The organism is Mesorhizobium sp. WSM4806 (genome assembly GCF_055811635.1).
Window position 1 is genome coordinate 1 of the sequence record NZ_JBVVQZ010000021.1, and the last position, 14,388, is coordinate 14,388.

The following is a 14,388-nucleotide window of genomic DNA, read 5'->3' on the forward strand; positions in this document are numbered from 1 at the left end:
TTGACGAGGCCTGAAGATTGGCCCTGTCAATTCCAGCAGGAATAGTTGTCGGCAAGCGAACTGCGGCAATGCTGCACCCGACAGGATTCGAACCTTTCGGCAAGCCGCCTAACCCGAATGCCCTGCCGTTCCCGAGCGGTTGGGATAAGCGTCTCGACATGCATGAACTCGTGCTTTCCGCACCGTTCGCAGAGGTGGCTAGTCCACCTCCTGCTCAGAAGGAAGGATCATAGCATGAGTGACGAACTGATCCGCCTTCCGGACGGAATGGAGCCCGTCACGCGCCCCGGCATTATACACCATAGGTGCGAGCATCCCGGCTGCGCCAAGAATGCGGGATGGGGCTTTGCCAATGTCCTCTGTTCCAGGTCGAAGTATCCAAGATCATAGGGCATGAGGCTCAAGGGCCAAATGCCATCGTCGAACTCGTTGACGCCGAACCTTTGATCGGCGGGCACGGTGACGATCTTCTTCCTGTGCATGCAGATGCGGCCGGAGGCGGACGAATCTGTTCACCTTCGGGACGAGCCTGCGCTATTCGATTGATGAATCACCCTCATAACGACCTGCGGATTTTGCCGTCTAATCGATCGCCGGCGTCGTCGCTATTCTATTTGGACATTCGCGACACTGCCGCGCATGCCGAGGAAATGAGCATGGCCCGGCAGGCCTGCGACAGTTCAGGACGATCAAAGGAGACAGGCATGACCAAGCAGATCGGAATCGAGAACACGGCGGAACCGCAGTCCAGTGTCGACTTTGGCCGGCGTGATCTCTTGAAGCTGACCGGCGCCGGCGTTGCCGCGCTCGGTGCGGCGTCGCTGTTCAGCATCCCCTTCGCAAAGGCTCAAGACATGTCAAACGGCGCCAACAACTTCTACACCAGTGATCGGGTGACGCTGGAAAAGATCGCCTTCAAGAGCCAATACGAGATGAACGTCGCGGGCAATCTGTTCATTCCCAACAAGCTCGACCGCAATGCGCGCCATCCGGCGCTCGTCGTCGGGCATCCGATGGGTGCGGTGAAGGAACAGAGCGCAAATCTTTATGCCACCAAGATGGCCGAACAGGGCTTCGTCGCCATGTCCATCGACCTGCCGTTCTGGGGCGAAAGCGAGGGCGAGGCCCGCCAGATCGTTTCACCGGATGTCTACGCCGAAGCATTCAGCGCCGCGGTCGATTTCCTGGGGACACGGCCATTCGTCGACAGAAACCGCATCGGCGCGATCGGCGTCTGCGGCAGCGGCAGCTTCGTCACCAGCGCGGCCAAGATCGACCCGCGGATGCGCGCCGTCGCAACCGTCAGCATGTACGATATGGGGGCCGCCAACCGCAACGCGCTTAACCATTCACTGAGCGTCGAGCAGCGCAAGCAGGCCATTGCTGCAGCCGCCGAGCGGCGCTGGGCAGAGTTTGAAGGCGGCGAGGTCGAATATACCAGCGGCACGGTGCATGAGCTGACCGCCGACACCCATCCGATCCAGCGAGAATTCTATGACTTCTACCGCACGCCGCGGGGTGAATTCACGCCCGCAAGCGCAAACCCGCAGATCACCACGCATCCGACGCTGACCAGCAATGTCAAGTTCATGAATTTCTACCCGTTCAACGACATCGAGACGATCTCGCCGCGCCCGATGCTGTTCATCGCCGGCGATCAGGCTCACTCCCGCGAGTTCAGTGAGGATGCCTACCAGCGAGCGGCCGAGCCGAAGGAGCTTGTTTGGGTTTCCGGCGCCGGGCACGTCGACCTCTACGATCGCGTCGACCTGATCCCGTTCGACAAGCTGACCAGCTTCTTCAATCAGCACCTCTCCGCGTGAGCGGCGCGATGGAGCCTGTACCGGACGGAACAGGCTCCATCAGCATGGATCGGGAGGTACCACGGAATGCTGAAACTAATGCTGAGTTCGGCTGTTATCGCACTCGCAGCGGCTGGATCTGCCATGGCTCAAGAACGCATTCGCATTTCTTCGGATTGGGGCGAGGTCACAGCCGATCTCGCCGATAACGAGGCCGCAAGATCTCTGGCGCAGATGCTGCCGCTCACGATCGAGATGTCCGATCATCTGCGCCAGGAAAAGACCGGCAATCTGCCTTCCGCCTTGCCCGAGCTGGCGCGGCAGCGCGACTTCTCTGTCGGCACGCTTGGGTTGTGGAATTCCGATCATTTCGTGATCTACTATCGGAGCGGTCGCCTCCCGGCGCCTGGCATCATCAGGCTCGGGCAGGTCACTGGCGATGTCTCGATCTTTGATCGTCCCGGTCCGGTCACCATCCGCGTTGAACGCGCCGACTGAAACCTGCGCAATCCGCTCGTAGTTCGTCGCCGGGGGCGAACGGCGGATTGAATAGCTGCCGCTCAATGAAGTGTGTTCGCCTTCGATTTATCCGGTATAATCGAGCTCTGGCTATTACAAGGATTCATGAGTGCCGCGGCAGAATGTCAACGATCTGCTCGCGTTCCTGGCCGTTGCTCGGGAGCGCAGCTTTACGCGCGCCGCAGCCCGGTTCGGCATATCGCAATCGGCGCTAAGCCACACTATCCGTCAACTCGAAGCGCGGCTTGGCGTTCGCCTGCTCACACGCACGACGCGCGCGGTGGCTCCCACGGAGGCAGGAGAGAGGCTTTTGCAGCGGATTGGGCCGCACTTTGACCAGATCGAAATCGAGGTCGATGCCCTGAACGAACTGAGGGAAAAGCCCGCTGGAACCATCCGGCTGTCAGCGCCCGACTATGCAATCAGCAGCATCCTTTGGCCCAAGCTGAAACGCTTTCTCCCGAAATATCCCGACATCAAGGTCGAACTCCTGCTCGACAACGGCCTCACCGACATCGTGACGGAGCGCTTTGACGCCGGGATCCGCATGGGCGAACAGCTTGCGAAAGACATGATCTCGGCTCGCATCGGACCGGATTTCCGCTTCGCGGTCGTCGGCGAAGAATCCTACTTTGCCGAGCATCCCGCGCCGGAGAAGCCGCAGGATCTCGTGCAGCACAATTGCATCAACTACCGTTTTCCCACGTCCGGGGCCCTTTATGTGTGGGAGTTCGAGGAGAACGGCCGCGAGATCAAAATTCGCGTCGATGGGCAGCTCGTCTTCAACAACATCTTTCATGTCCTGGACGCCGCGCTGGCCGGCCGCGGCCTCGGCTATGTTCCGGAAGAAATGGCCCTTCCCCACATCGCCAAAGGGCGGCTGGCGCGGGTCCTGGAAGGATGGTCGCCCTATTGGGATGGCTACCATCTCTATTATCCGAGCCGCCGGCAATCCTCGCCTGCTTTCGTTGCCCTGGTCGATGCGCTGCGCCATCGCGACTGACTATCGATGCCGCGGGCTTCGACGTTCTTGCCACTGAAAGCCCGCAAAGAGGGCGACGACAACCGTCCATACATCATGGCTCGCCAGATGACGTGAACCGCCGAGGCTGCAGCATAACGGTCAGGGCTGCTGTATTGCCGCCAGCTTCCAGTCGCCGCCGTTCTGGCGCGTGAAGGTCCACAGTTCGGTTGTTTCCGTCGGCCGATCGGCTTCGCCGGCGACGATCTTGCCGCTGGCGCGATCGCGCATCACGTCAAGAGACTCGTAGCGCAGGGCAGCCGTCGCGTAGTCACGATCATCTTCCCGCCAGCTCTCCGCAATATCGGCCTCCAGCAGGCTGACGTTCGACACCTCGTTCCTGATGCCGTTCTTGGCATTGTCGGCAAGTTCTTCGGACAGGTACGACACCATCTCGGGGGTCGCCAGCCGGCGCAAGCCAGCATGGTCTTCGCGCCCGAACGCTTCCTGAACTTCGGTCAACCGCTGCTGGAATGTATCGAGATCGGCCGGCGTCATCGTAATTTGATCATTGGCTGGAGCCGTCCGGCCAAAGCCAGACCCGATGCCTGGAATGGGGAAAGATGTGACGTTGTCCGCCTCGCGCTGGGCTGCCGCGTTTCGCCCAAAATTGCCCATGCTCCGCGGAACACCGGCCATGGCGGGCGCTTGGTTGCGTGCCGATTGCGACCGGAAAAAGCGGATGATCAGCATGATCGCGCCGCCGATCAGCAGTCCTTGCAGCAGCAGGCCCAACATGCCAGCCAAGCCGCCGAACCCCTGGCCCAAAAGAAGTCCGATCAGACCGCCGAGCAGCAGGCCGCGCATCATCGAACCGCCGAGGCCGCTGAAGATCCCTGGTCGTTGGGCTGCCGGTGTCTGGCGCGCCGCATTGTTCGTTGCGGTGTTGGGCGTCATCGAGCGCTCGACCGGCGCGGCCGGCTGTGGCGCCGTCCTGGTCGGCGGGACCGACTGGAAAGTACGCGTGCCGCGGCTACCGAAGCTGCCGCCACGCCGCGCCTCGGCGTAATCGGCCGTGACCATGGAAAAAACCAGGAACAGTCCTGCAAACAAAACCGCAAACCGGCTCGAACGCGAAATCATCATGGCAAATCCTCAAGCGACACTCTGGCGCTATATGGGGTGCGCCGATCGAAATATCAGTGGCCGCAGTTTCCGTACCTGGCAATTGAGGAGAATTCCAGGGCCGCCACAAATTCAGGCAAAGCAGCCGACCGTGATCCTTCTGCCACCTTGTGCGTTGTCGCCTGAGGCACACCGAGGAGAAAAACGGTGTTTGCAGGTTTCAGGGCCACCAGCTTGCAACTGGACGACACGACCATTTTCGCAAGGGTCGGCGGAACCGGTCCGCCGCTGCTGCTGCTTCATGGTTTTCCAGAAACGCATCTGATGTGGAGGGATATTGCCGCGGCCCTGGCGCCCCGCTTCACAGTCGTCGCCGCCGATCTTCGCGGCTATGGGCAAAGTGGCTGCCCGGTCTCCTCGGCCGATCATAGCCCATACGCCAAACGCGCCATGGCCGCAGACATGGTTCAAGTCATGCAGCAGTTGGGTTTTGAGCGGTTCATGGTTGCCGGACACGACCGCGGTGGGCGGGTCGCCTATCGCCTGGCACTCGATCACCCCGATGAGATGTCCAAGGTCGCGGTCCTCGACGTCATCCCGACCGCCGCCGCGTGGGACAGGGCGGATGCCAGACTGGCTCTCGGCTTCTGGCCCTGGAGCCTTCTTGCGCAACCGGAACCGCTGCCGGAGCGGCTGATCGGCGCGGCGCCCGATGCCATCGTCGACAATGCGATTGTGCAGTGGGGATCGCCGGCAGAAATGTTCTCTGCAACGATCAGGGAGGCTTATGTCAAGGCGCTTCGCGATCCCGTTCATATTCATGCGATTTGCGAAGAGTATCGGGCCGCTGCCACGATCGATCGTGAGCATGACGCGCTGGACCAGATAAACGGTCGTCGCATCAAATGTCCGCTCCTGGCACTGTGGAGTAGCCAAGGCGGCCTCGAGACCTGGTATGCGGAGCAAGGCGGACCGCTGGCTATCTGGAGGAAATGGGCCGACAGAGTTGAAGGAGGTCCCGTTCCGGGCGGGCACTTCTTTCCAGAAGAGCACCCTCACCAGACCGCAGCGGCTCTCTCGAAATTCTTCGAGGTTGAATAGGGAATGACGCCCAGGGCGGAGTGTTGTAGAGCTTCACATGCCTCATTCGCCCGTCCGGCGTCAAATCTGCTTGATAAAATGAAAGCCATCTCGCCAGCCATATCCCTGATGTGCAGCATCGTGTTTGTCGGAGGTTGCGCATCGCCCTTCCATGCATCCTTTGATGCCGCGAAATACGACAGGATGAGTTGCGTCGAACTCAACGTGGCCATGGGTGAAGTCGCCAAGGAGCTGTCGGCGACAGCGATCACCCGGGGCAAAGTCGCGAAAACCAACATTCCGAACTGGCTCTGGGGAGCCCGGCGTGTCGCCACTACCGTCACAGTCCGCCAGAACGCGAAAATCGAGCAATTGCAGCAGCAGGAGGCCGCGATCGCAGCTGTGAGACGAAGCAGGTGCTGATTGCGGCATCGGTGTGAGAGCCTGCTGCCGAAGGCTGAAAATGATCGATTTCGCAGTATTACAGCCGAGGCTCGACGGCTCCGTGGACTCTGTCATCCTCACCGTCACGGCTTCAGTCTCGGCGACACGGCCAAGCCGAGGAAAACGATAACGGCCTGATTGAGGCGCAGGATGTCCGCGTCGTCTAACCGCCCGATATTTGCGCCGATCTTGGACTTTGGGACCGTGGTGATCTTGTCCACCATCAGTCGGCAGACGGTGAGCAGCCCGTTGCGCTCGTTCGGTTCGACGGACAGACAATGGCGCGTCCGTCTCGTCGGTCGTGCAGCCGCAGATGGTGATCGAATCCGTCGCATCGAAACTGTCATCCTGGATGATGACGACAGGGCGCGGTTTGCCGGCGTAATCCTTGTCGCCGGCGACCGTCCAGATATCGCCACGCTTCATTCATCACCCCAATCCGATATCGCGTCCCAATCGGAAATCATGTCAATGAACGCCTGATCCTCGCTTGCATGGGCGCTTGCCGCAACCGCCAGTGACTGGCGATGCGCTTCCGAACGGAAGGCCGGCGCACGCACGTCCGGCACCCAAATCTGTATCGGCCGCAGACCTTGCCGGCGCAGACGTTCACGATGTTCCCGCACCTTCATGCCCGAGGACTTAGGCTTCGATGGCGAGGCCATGACGATTCTCCTGCTAGTGGTTACATGTAACCTGTTGCAGAGGGCGAGCTTTGACCAGTCCTCATCGGAAAGCCCGCCGGGCTACGACACCGGCTGTGACTTGCTGCTATTGCGTGCCATGCTATCCTATTGGCTTCAGCCGTTCGATGAAGCGCCCCTTGCGGATATGCCGTTCGCGGATCGCCTGAAGCCGGTAGGCGAACTCGCCAACCATCCCCCGCTCCTCGGCGATCGCATTGAGGTCGAGCAGAAGACCGGCGGCCGTATCGTAGCCGGGAGCATTGCGGCGCTCGATTTCGGTCTCCCGGCTTGGCTTGCGCGACCTGTCGCCGCTGGTTCATAGCGCCTGGGACCAGGGCCGCGTACCAATGGGCATGCTTGAACTCAGTGATTTCGAAGACGATCTCCTGGCAGCAGAGCAAAGCCCGAACGATATCGACCGATTCAAGCGCGCCGGTCTCGGCTATATCGACGATGTGCTTGAAGCGTTGGAATGGACCAGCCCCCTTGAGTATTTTGCCGAGGAAGATTGGCAATCGCCCTTGCCGGAACAAACCTGGCTCGACGAGTTGCCGAGCCTGACAGCGCCGGTCACAAATCCTTTGCGCCATGTCGGACGGAATGATCCGTGTCCCTGTGGAAGCGGCAAGAAAGCGAAGAAATGCTGTCTCGCAAACTGACCTGCTGCAGCACCGCGGATTTGATCTTTGGCTGTCTCAGACCGACACACCGGATTGGTGCGCAGCGATTGCGCCGAGGAAGATCTCGCCGAATTCCCTGAGTTTTGCGGCGCCGACGCCGTTGACTGCGGCGAAGGCATCGAGGTCGCGCGGGCAGCGTTCGGCCATATCGATCAGCGTGCGATCGGAGAAGATGACGAAGGCCGGCACCTGGCGCTCCCGGGCGAGACGCAGCCGAACCGCCTTGAGCGTGGCCAAGAGCGCGGTATCCAGGTCTTCCGTGCCCGCGGCAGCATTCGGGGTGGGACGAGTCTTGCCTCGTGCCGTGCGGTTCCGCACCTCTACGCGATACCGGAACGGGACCTCGCCACGGGCCAGCTCACAGCCCTTTTCGGCGACGGCAAGGCCGGCATGGCCGCCTGAGTCAAAAGTCAGAAACCCTCCCGCGACGAGTTGGCGGATGAGCGACTGCCAGACATCCTTCTTGTGCGCCACACCGGTCCCGAAGCTGGCAAGCCTGTGGTGGTTCCTGGCCAGAACCTTCTCGGTTTCATGGCCGAGCAGAACATCGACGACATGGGCGGCGCCAAAACGCTCGCCGGTCTGCGCGATCGCCGCGAGGACGATCCGCGCCTCCGCTTCGCCATCTTCATGCGGCGTCTGGTCAAGGCAGTTGTCGCAATTGCCGCAAGGCATTGCTGGTTCGCCGAAATAACCAAGCAGGATCTGGCGACGGCACTGGGCCGTTTCGCAATAGCCGATCAGCATATCGAGCCGGCCATGCGCGCGCCTTTTATGCTCCGCCGGCGCGTCCTCGTCGTCGATGAACAGCCGCCGCATGCGGATGTCGCCGAGACCGAAGAGCATATGAGCCTCGGCAGGCCGCCCGTCGCGGCCGGCGCGGCCGATTTCCTGATAATAGGCTTCGAGGCTGCCCGGCAGGTCGGTGTGGAAGACATAGGCGACGTCAGGCTTGTCGATCCCCATGCCGAAGGCGATGGTCGCCACCATCACCACGCCCGACAAGGTCATGAAAGCGTTTTGATTTGCTTCACGCGCCTCCTTGCTCATGCCGGCATGATAGGCCAGGGCGCGCACGCCGTTCTTCTCGAGGAACGCCGCCATCTCTTCCGTCTTCTTGCGCGACAGGCAATAGACGATGCCGCTGCGGCCGGCATGACGCTGCACGAAGCCCAGCAATTGGCGCTTGCTGTCCTGCTTGGCCTCGACGCCAAGCTTGATGTTCGGCCGGTCGAAACCCAGCACCAGGGTTTCGACGCGCCCGGCGAACAGTTGTGCGGCGATATCGGTGCGCGTCGCCTCGTCCGCTGTCGCCGTCAGCGCAATGATCGGCACATCAGGGAAAATGTCGCGCAGCCGCGACAACTCTTCATATTCGCGCCGGAACGACGGCCCCCATTGGGAGATGCAATGCGCCTCGTCGACAGCGATCAGCCGGATGTCGAGCCTGGCCAGCGCCTCGAGCATCCGCGCGGTCATGAGCCGCTCCGGTGCAAGATAGAGCAGGCGCGTCTGGCCCGCCGCGACGCGGCGCCATGCGGCGACATTGGCATCGCGGTCGAGCGAGGAATTGATCGTATCGGCCGCCACGCCGGCAAGACGCAATGCGGCGACCTGGTCCTGCATCAGCGCCACCAGCGGCGAAACGACAATGGTGAGGCCGCCCAGAACCAGCGCCGGGACCTGATAGCAGAGCGATTTGCCGGCGCCGGTCGGCATGACGGCCAACACATGACGCCCGGCCAGCAGCGCCTCAGTCACGGCGTCCTGGCCGGGACGAAAATCGTCGAAGCCGAACACGTCCTTCAGGGCGCGCCGCTTGGGATCCTCCGCCGGGACGCTCGCCGCCGCTGCCCGCATCAGGGAATTTCTATGATCGGCGCTGCCCGAAAAGGCAGTGGGTGAACGGCTCGAGGCAGCGGCGACGTGACCTGCCAAAGCTCCCTGGCGAATCGTCGGGTGACTGCCCGGACAGCCGATTCGAACATTCGAACGCTCCTCAAGTCCTTTCTCCCCCGACACCGTCTGAAAGGTATGCCCCTCATTGGCGGATATGCGAGCGTGATTCCAGCCTCTATTCGCTTTGGCTGTGAATATCGCGCAACGGCTCGGGTCGATTAATCCTATCTTCACCATGATTCGGCAGGTTCAGGTCCTGCGGTGATGTTTTGAGTACCGCGGCGCCACAAGCGCCCAGGCAACACGCCCGCGTCTCTCCGGAGGCGCGGGCTTTTTTGCTTCCGAGACAGGCTGCCGCTGCGTACTGACCTGCGGGGGTTCTCGTCAGACGAGGAAATCGGCGCGGTGCGGTGTAAAACTGTCGACCAGGCGGCCGGCCTCGAGCGCCTTGACGCCGTGGACCAAATTGGCAGGGACAATGAAGCTGCTTCCCGTTTCCATGATCTCGGTCGTGCCGTCGATGGTGACCTCGAAGCGGCCTTCGGCGACATAGCTCGCCTGGACATGCGGGTGCGAATGCAGCGCGCCGACACCGCCCTTGTCGAACCCGAATTCGACCATCATCAATTCGTCGGTGTGCAGCAGCACACGCCTGCGATTGCCATCCGGGGTCGGCGTCCACGCGCCCTCGCCGGCATGCGTAAAGATCTTCGTTCCGGTCATCGCCACATCCTCGTCATGGGCATGCGCCTCATCGCGCCAGCCAGCCGCCGTCCACCGGCACCACCGCGCCATGCATGTAGTTTGACGCCGGCGCCAGCAGGAAGACGGCCGCGTCGCCGATGTCTTCCGGCCCGCCCCAGCGCCCGGCCGGAATGCGCGCCAGAATGGCGGTGCTGCGGTCCGGGTCGGCACGCAGCGCCTCGGTGTTGTTGGTTTCGATGTAGCCGGGCGCAATACTGTTGACGTTGATGCCTTTCGACGCCCATTCGCAGGCGAGCAACCGGGTAATGCCGACCACGCCGTGTTTCGAGGCGGTGTAGGAGGCGACGCGGATGCCGCCCTGGAAGCTCAGCACCGAGGCGATGTTGACGATCTTGCCGCGCCGTTCGGGATCGGCAAGCACGCGCCGGGCAAAGCTCTGGCTGAGAAAAAACACCGTCTTCAGGTTGACGTCCATGACATCGTCCCAATCGGCTTGCCCCAAATCGACGGCGTCGGCGCGCCGGATGATGCCGGCATTGTTGACCAGCCCGTCGAGCGGCCCGGTTTCGTCCCAGACGCGATCGAGCATCGCCTGGGCGGCGGCGTGGTCGGCAAGATCGCAGCGCACCGCCTCGAAGCGGCCGCCCGACGCGCCGATCTTTTCCGCGGTCTCATCCATTGCAGAGCGGCCGACGCCGACCACCGCACCACCGGCGCGCGCGATCGACAGGGCGATGCCTTGGCCAATGCCGGTGTTGGCGCCGGTGACGAGAATGCGCTTGCCGGCCAGGCTGAAAGCCGAGAGGTCGCTCATCGCAGCTCTTCCATCGCTACCGGATCGACATCCGTATAGTCGACATTGTCGCCGGCCATCGCCCAGATGAAGGCGTAGTTGGAGGTGCCGGCGCCCGAATGGATCGACCAACCCGGCGACAGCACCGCTTCCTCGTTGCGCATGACGAGATGGCGCGTCTCGTCCGGCTCGCCCATGAAATGGAACACCCGCGCCGTCTCCGGCAGGTCGAAATAGAGATAAGCCTCCATGCGGCGGTCATGCACATGGCACGGCATGGTGTTCCAGACCGAGCCTGGGGCGAGCTGGGTCATGCCGACGACGAGTTGGCAGGTTTTGACGCCCTCGGCATGGATGAACTGGAAGATCGAGCGCTCGTTGCAGGTCGCCTGACTGCCGAGATCGAGGCGCTTGGCATCGCCGATGCGGATCAGCTGGCTGGGATGGCTCTGATGCGCCGGCGCGCTGAGCAGATAGAACTTGGCCGGCTCGGCTGGATTGACTGAGGCGAATGACACCTCATTGGCGCCCATGCCGAGATACAGCATGTCGCGGGGTTGCAGCTCGTAGGACTGGCCGCCGGCTTTGACGATGCCGGCGCCGCCAATGTTGACGGCGATCATTTCGCGGCGATCGAGAAAGTTCTTTGTTCCGGTCGGCTTGATCGCCTGCAGCGGAAGCGGTGTCCCGGCTGGCATGGCGCCGCCGACGATCATGCGGTCGTAATGCGTGTAGGTCAGGCCGATGCGGCCGAGCTGGAACAGGCCTTCGATCAGGAAATTGTGGCGGAGCTCGTCCGTCCCCATCGCCGCGGCGGTGACAGGGTCGATGGCGAAGCGCGAGGTGAAGTCGGTGTGGTTTTCAGTGTGATTCATTGCTGTCCCATTGGGCTGCCTCATTGGTCATTCGGTTGCCGCGGCCTTGACCGAATCGGCATAAAAAATCTGACGTGCATGCAGGCGCTCGCGATAGCGCTGCTGGCTGGCGCTGAGATGCGCGCGCATCGCTTCGCGCGCGGACTCGGCATCGCCAGATGTAATGGCGTTCAGGATCACCAGATGCTCGTCTTGCAGGCCGCGCTGATAGGCGTCGGATTGGGCGAGTTCTGTCGACCACGGCGATGTCACGTCGCAAGGAATGGCGCGCCGGCCGAGCACGTCGAGCATCTCGACATAGAACGGATTGTTGGTGGCGCTGGCGATTGCCCGGTGGAAGGCGAGGTCGGCCGGACCTGTCGGCTCGCTGTTCAACAGCAGCCGCTCGAACTCGAAGAACGCCTCCTGGATCGCCGCTTCCTGCGCGGCATTGCGACGGATAGCGGCCAGCCCGGCGGATTCGATTTCGATCGCCAGGCGCACCTCCAGCACGTTGAGCGCGATCGAATCCTTGCTGCCGATGTCCGCAGCCAGCGTGCCGAACATCGTCGAGATGTGCTCGGTGACGAAGACCCCGGCACCTTGGCGCGGCTCGACCAGACCGTCGGCGGCAAGCTTGGCCAGCGCTTCGCGGATGACGGTGCGGCTGACCCCGAAGGTTTCGGTCAGCCGACCCTCGGTCGGCAGCTTTTGGCCTGGCTGGATCTCGCCCGCCTGCAACTGCTTGCGGATCGCCGCGACCACGGTCTCCGACAGCTTGGGCTTGCGTTCGACCTTCAGGTTGATTGCCATATCCGATGCCATTGCCAGCCCTTATTTGAAGACGCTCGGCAACCATAGCGAGATGGCCGGAATGTAAGTGACGAGCCCCAGCACCACGATGCCGGCCCCATAGAACGGCCAGATCGAGCGCATCGCTTCCCAGACGGATATCTTGCCCACCGCGCACGCCACGAACTGCACTGCGCCTACCGGCGGCGTGTTCAGCCCGATGCCGAAGTTGAGGATCATGATGACACCGAAATGCACCGGATCGACGCCGTAGGCCTGCGCCACGGGCAGGAAGATCGGCGTGCAAATGATGATCGTCGGCCCCATGTCCATGAAGGTGCCGAGGAACAGCATCAAGAGGTTGAGCAGGAGCAGCACGACCAGCGGATCTTCCGAGATCGCGTTCATCGAGGCTATCAGCGCTGCCGGCACTTTGAGGAAGGCCATCAACCACGAGAACGCCGCTGCCATGCCAATGATGAGCAGCACCATGGCCGTGGTGCGCACGGCGCCATGGGTGGCATGAACGAAACCTTCCCAGGTCATCTGCCGGTAGACTAGGACAGTCACGAGCAATGCATAGATGACGGCGATGCAGGAACTCTCGGTGGCTGTGAAAACGCCCGATCGCACGCCGCCGAAGATGATCGCTATCAGCAGCAGGCCTGGCACCGCGACCGCGAAGAGATGCGCGACGGCGGCGAAGCCAGGAAACGGCTCGGTCGGATAGCCGCGCGAGCGCGCCACGAAGTAGGCGGTGATCATCAGCGCCAGGGCCAACAGCAGGCCCGGGATGATGCCGGCGGTGAACAGGTCGGCGATGGAGATCTTTCCGCCTGCCGAGATCGAGTAGATGATCATGTTGTGCGACGGCGGCAGCAGCAGCGCGATCAGCGCCGCCATCGAGGTGACGTTGACGGCGTAATCCGCTCCATAGCCACGCGCCTTCATCTGCGGGATCATCAAGCCGCCCACCGCCGCGGCCTCCGCCACGGCGGAGCCCGAAATGCCGCCGAACAGTGTAGCGGTCGCGATGTTGACCTGCCCGAGGCCGCCGCGCATGTGGCCGACCAGCGAGCCGGCGAAGGCAACGATCTTGCTGGCGATGCCGCCGCGCACCATCAGGTCGCCGGCGTAGATGAAAAACGGAATGGCCAGCAGCGAAAAGACGCTCATGCCGGAATTCAGGCGCTGGAACACGATGAGCGGCGGCAGGCCCATATAGAGAACGGTGGCAAAGCTTGCAACGCCGAGGCAGAAAGCGATTGGCGTGCCGATGAGCATCAGGACGGTGAAGACGCCAAAAAGTATCCAGAGTTCCATGGCGTCAGACCTTCACGTTGGCTGTGTCGAGTTCGGCTGCGACTTCCGCCGGCGGCAATTCGTCGAGCGCATCGTCGATCGGCGCACCGGAGAGGCGAAGCACGATGCGCTCCAGCGTGAACAGCACGATGAGCACGCCTCCCGCGACAAGCGGGACGTAGTCCCAGCCCCCCGATATGCCGAGCGACGGCAAGGTGGCGCCCCAGGTCAGCGCGACCAGCTGGCTGCCATACCAGATCATGCCGATGCCGAAGGCGAGCGCGACGAGATCCGAGATCATCCTCAGCCAACGCTTTCCGCCTTTCGGCAGCACGTAGAGCAGGACGTCGAAGCCGAGGTGATAGTTCTCGCGCACCCCGACGGCAGCGCCGAGGAAAATGAACCAGCTCATCAGCATCACCGAGCCCTGCTCGGTCCAGCTCGGCGAGCGGTTCAGAACATAGCGGCCGAACACCTGCCAGGCGACGAAAGCGGTCATCAGCACCAGCCCGATGCCGGCGATCCACAGCGCCGCCGTGCTGACGCGCGACATCACGCGCGCGATGCCGGACAGGGACGGTCTCTGTTCTGAGCTGGAGGTCACTGGTTCTCTCCGCAAGAGGGGCCGGGGGGGGGGGCCCCCCCCCCCCCCCCCAAACCCCCCCCCCAAAAAGTTTGAACCAACCCCCGAACATTTATGGGGTGGGGGGGGGTTTGTTTTTCAGGGCCCACCCGGGGCGGGAAGG

General features: G+C 62.3%; 16 protein-coding genes and 2 pseudogenes. 7 read left to right on the top strand and 11 right to left on the bottom strand.

Features of this window, described 5'->3' with window-relative positions; genetic code table 11:
* Positions 1–227 precede the first annotated feature (227 nt).
* Positions 228–503, bottom strand: a pseudogene (locus AC0L2M_RS27245) (hypothetical protein); the annotation flags it as partial.
* Between the two features lie 201 nt (positions 504–704).
* Here AC0L2M_RS27245 and AC0L2M_RS27250 point away from each other — a divergent pair.
* From AC0L2M_RS27250 to AC0L2M_RS27260, 3 genes are all read left to right on the top strand, one after another.
* Positions 705–1,823 carry an alpha/beta hydrolase gene (locus tag AC0L2M_RS27250; protein WP_473536377.1) on the top strand — a complete coding sequence of 373 codons (1,119 nt, stop codon included), beginning with the start codon at positions 705–707 and terminating at the stop codon, positions 1,821–1,823.
* A gap of 123 nt (positions 1,824–1,946) precedes the next feature.
* Complete coding sequence (locus AC0L2M_RS27255) at positions 1,947–2,300, top strand: cyclophilin-like fold protein (protein WP_473536378.1); 354 nt, start codon at positions 1,947–1,949, stop codon at positions 2,298–2,300.
* A 130-nt stretch (positions 2,301–2,430) separates the two neighbouring features.
* Complete coding sequence (locus AC0L2M_RS27260) at positions 2,431–3,324, top strand: LysR family transcriptional regulator (protein ID WP_236384761.1); 894 nt, start codon at positions 2,431–2,433, stop codon at positions 3,322–3,324.
* Positions 3,325–3,444: 120 nt separating this feature from the next.
* Here AC0L2M_RS27260 and AC0L2M_RS27265 read toward each other — a convergent pair whose 3' ends face one another.
* Complete coding sequence (locus AC0L2M_RS27265) at positions 3,445–4,425, bottom strand: Tim44 domain-containing protein (RefSeq protein ID WP_473536454.1); 981 nt, start codon at positions 4,423–4,425, stop codon at positions 3,445–3,447.
* A gap of 189 nt (positions 4,426–4,614) precedes the next feature.
* Here AC0L2M_RS27265 and AC0L2M_RS27270 point away from each other — a divergent pair, with 189 nt between their 5' ends.
* The gene (locus tag AC0L2M_RS27270) at positions 4,615–5,508 is read left to right on the top strand and encodes an alpha/beta fold hydrolase (RefSeq protein WP_473536379.1); all 894 of its coding nucleotides are present in this window, start codon (positions 4,615–4,617) and stop codon (positions 5,506–5,508) included.
* A 78-nt stretch (positions 5,509–5,586) separates the two neighbouring features.
* Positions 5,587–5,910 carry a hypothetical protein gene (locus AC0L2M_RS27275; protein ID WP_473536380.1) on the top strand — a complete coding sequence of 108 codons (324 nt, stop codon included), beginning with the start codon at positions 5,587–5,589 and terminating at the stop codon, positions 5,908–5,910.
* Positions 5,911–6,014: 104 nt separating this feature from the next.
* Here AC0L2M_RS27275 and AC0L2M_RS27280 read toward each other — a convergent pair.
* Positions 6,015–6,357 (bottom strand): annotated as a pseudogene (locus AC0L2M_RS27280) (type II toxin-antitoxin system PemK/MazF family toxin).
* A complete protein-coding gene (locus AC0L2M_RS27285) occupies positions 6,354–6,596 on the bottom strand; it encodes an antitoxin MazE family protein (protein WP_287137677.1) in 243 nt (80 codons plus the stop codon). The pseudogene AC0L2M_RS27280 and the gene AC0L2M_RS27285 overlap by 4 nt, the downstream one beginning before the upstream one ends.
* On the opposite strand from AC0L2M_RS27285, the gene AC0L2M_RS27290 reads away from it, so the two are divergent.
* Both AC0L2M_RS27290 and AC0L2M_RS27295 read left to right on the top strand, forming a co-directional pair.
* Positions 6,595–6,939, top strand: a complete 345-nt coding sequence (locus AC0L2M_RS27290; protein ID WP_473536381.1) for a hypothetical protein — start codon at positions 6,595–6,597, stop codon at positions 6,937–6,939. The two genes, AC0L2M_RS27285 and AC0L2M_RS27290, sit on opposite strands and share 2 nt — an antisense overlap.
* Positions 6,940–6,964: 25 nt before the next feature.
* Positions 6,965–7,276, top strand: coding sequence for an SEC-C metal-binding domain-containing protein (locus AC0L2M_RS27295; RefSeq protein WP_287180042.1), 312 nt, complete (start codon positions 6,965–6,967; stop codon positions 7,274–7,276).
* 36 nt (positions 7,277–7,312) lie between these two features.
* On the opposite strand, the gene recQ is transcribed toward AC0L2M_RS27295, so the two are convergent.
* The 7 genes from recQ to AC0L2M_RS27330 all read right to left on the bottom strand — a co-directional run bounded on the left by recQ (position 7,313) and on the right by AC0L2M_RS27330 (position 14,195).
* Positions 7,313–9,157, bottom strand: coding sequence for a DNA helicase RecQ (gene recQ / locus AC0L2M_RS27300; RefSeq protein WP_473536382.1), 1,845 nt, complete (start codon positions 9,155–9,157; stop codon positions 7,313–7,315).
* A 423-nt stretch (positions 9,158–9,580) separates the two neighbouring features.
* Positions 9,581–9,919, bottom strand: a complete 339-nt coding sequence (locus AC0L2M_RS27305) for a cupin domain-containing protein (RefSeq protein ID WP_128173604.1) — start codon at positions 9,917–9,919, stop codon at positions 9,581–9,583.
* Between the two features lie 28 nt (positions 9,920–9,947).
* Positions 9,948–10,715 carry a 2-dehydro-3-deoxy-D-gluconate 5-dehydrogenase KduD gene (gene kduD, locus AC0L2M_RS27310; protein ID WP_128173605.1) on the bottom strand — a complete coding sequence of 256 codons (768 nt, stop codon included), beginning with the start codon at positions 10,713–10,715 and terminating at the stop codon, positions 9,948–9,950.
* Positions 10,712–11,569, bottom strand: a complete 858-nt coding sequence (gene kduI, locus AC0L2M_RS27315) for a 5-dehydro-4-deoxy-D-glucuronate isomerase (protein WP_287224973.1) — start codon at positions 11,567–11,569, stop codon at positions 10,712–10,714. The genes kduD and kduI overlap by 4 nt, the downstream gene beginning before the upstream one ends.
* Before the next feature lie 27 nt (positions 11,570–11,596).
* Positions 11,597–12,373 carry a FadR/GntR family transcriptional regulator gene (locus tag AC0L2M_RS27320; protein ID WP_023800077.1) on the bottom strand — a complete coding sequence of 259 codons (777 nt, stop codon included), beginning with the start codon at positions 12,371–12,373 and terminating at the stop codon, positions 11,597–11,599.
* Between the two features lie 9 nt (positions 12,374–12,382).
* A complete protein-coding gene (locus tag AC0L2M_RS27325; protein ID WP_023800078.1) occupies positions 12,383–13,663 on the bottom strand; it encodes a TRAP transporter large permease in 1,281 nt (426 codons plus the stop codon).
* 4 nt (positions 13,664–13,667) lie between these two features.
* On the bottom strand, positions 13,668–14,195 hold the full coding sequence (locus tag AC0L2M_RS27330) for a TRAP transporter small permease (protein ID WP_031255309.1): 528 nt from the start codon (positions 14,193–14,195) through the stop codon (positions 13,668–13,670).
* Positions 14,196–14,388: the final 193 nt, after the last annotated feature.

What these genes read in the sequence shown, in the direction of transcription:
- AC0L2M_RS27305 (WP_128173604.1), bottom strand. Translation starts at nt 9,919, where the DNA reads ATGACCGGAACGAAGATCTTTACGCATGCCGGCGAGGGCGCGTGGACG.
- AC0L2M_RS27295 (WP_287180042.1), top strand. Translation starts at nt 6,965, where the DNA reads ATGGGCATGCTTGAACTCAGTGATTTCGAAGACGATCTCCTGGCAGCA.
- AC0L2M_RS27250 (WP_473536377.1), top strand. Translation starts at nt 705, where the DNA reads ATGACCAAGCAGATCGGAATCGAGAACACGGCGGAACCGCAGTCCAGT.
- AC0L2M_RS27325 (WP_023800078.1), bottom strand. Translation starts at nt 13,663, where the DNA reads ATGGAACTCTGGATACTTTTTGGCGTCTTCACCGTCCTGATGCTCATC.
- kduI (WP_287224973.1), bottom strand. Translation starts at nt 11,569, where the DNA reads ATGAATCACACTGAAAACCACACCGACTTCACCTCGCGCTTCGCCATC.
- AC0L2M_RS27330 (WP_031255309.1), bottom strand. Translation starts at nt 14,195, where the DNA reads ATGTCGCGCGTCAGCACGGCGGCGCTGTGGATCGCCGGCATCGGGCTG.
- AC0L2M_RS27255 (WP_473536378.1), top strand. Translation starts at nt 1,947, where the DNA reads ATGGCTCAAGAACGCATTCGCATTTCTTCGGATTGGGGCGAGGTCACA.
- kduD (WP_128173605.1), bottom strand. Translation starts at nt 10,715, where the DNA reads ATGAGCGACCTCTCGGCTTTCAGCCTGGCCGGCAAGCGCATTCTCGTC.
- recQ (WP_473536382.1), bottom strand. Translation starts at nt 9,157, where the DNA reads ATGCGGGCAGCGGCGGCGAGCGTCCCGGCGGAGGATCCCAAGCGGCGC.
- AC0L2M_RS27290 (WP_473536381.1), top strand. Translation starts at nt 6,595, where the DNA reads ATGACGATTCTCCTGCTAGTGGTTACATGTAACCTGTTGCAGAGGGCG.
- AC0L2M_RS27265 (WP_473536454.1), bottom strand. Translation starts at nt 4,425, where the DNA reads ATGATTTCGCGTTCGAGCCGGTTTGCGGTTTTGTTTGCAGGACTGTTC.
- AC0L2M_RS27285 (WP_287137677.1), bottom strand. Translation starts at nt 6,596, where the DNA reads ATGGCCTCGCCATCGAAGCCTAAGTCCTCGGGCATGAAGGTGCGGGAA.
- AC0L2M_RS27275 (WP_473536380.1), top strand. Translation starts at nt 5,587, where the DNA reads ATGAAAGCCATCTCGCCAGCCATATCCCTGATGTGCAGCATCGTGTTT.
- AC0L2M_RS27320 (WP_023800077.1), bottom strand. Translation starts at nt 12,373, where the DNA reads ATGGCATCGGATATGGCAATCAACCTGAAGGTCGAACGCAAGCCCAAG.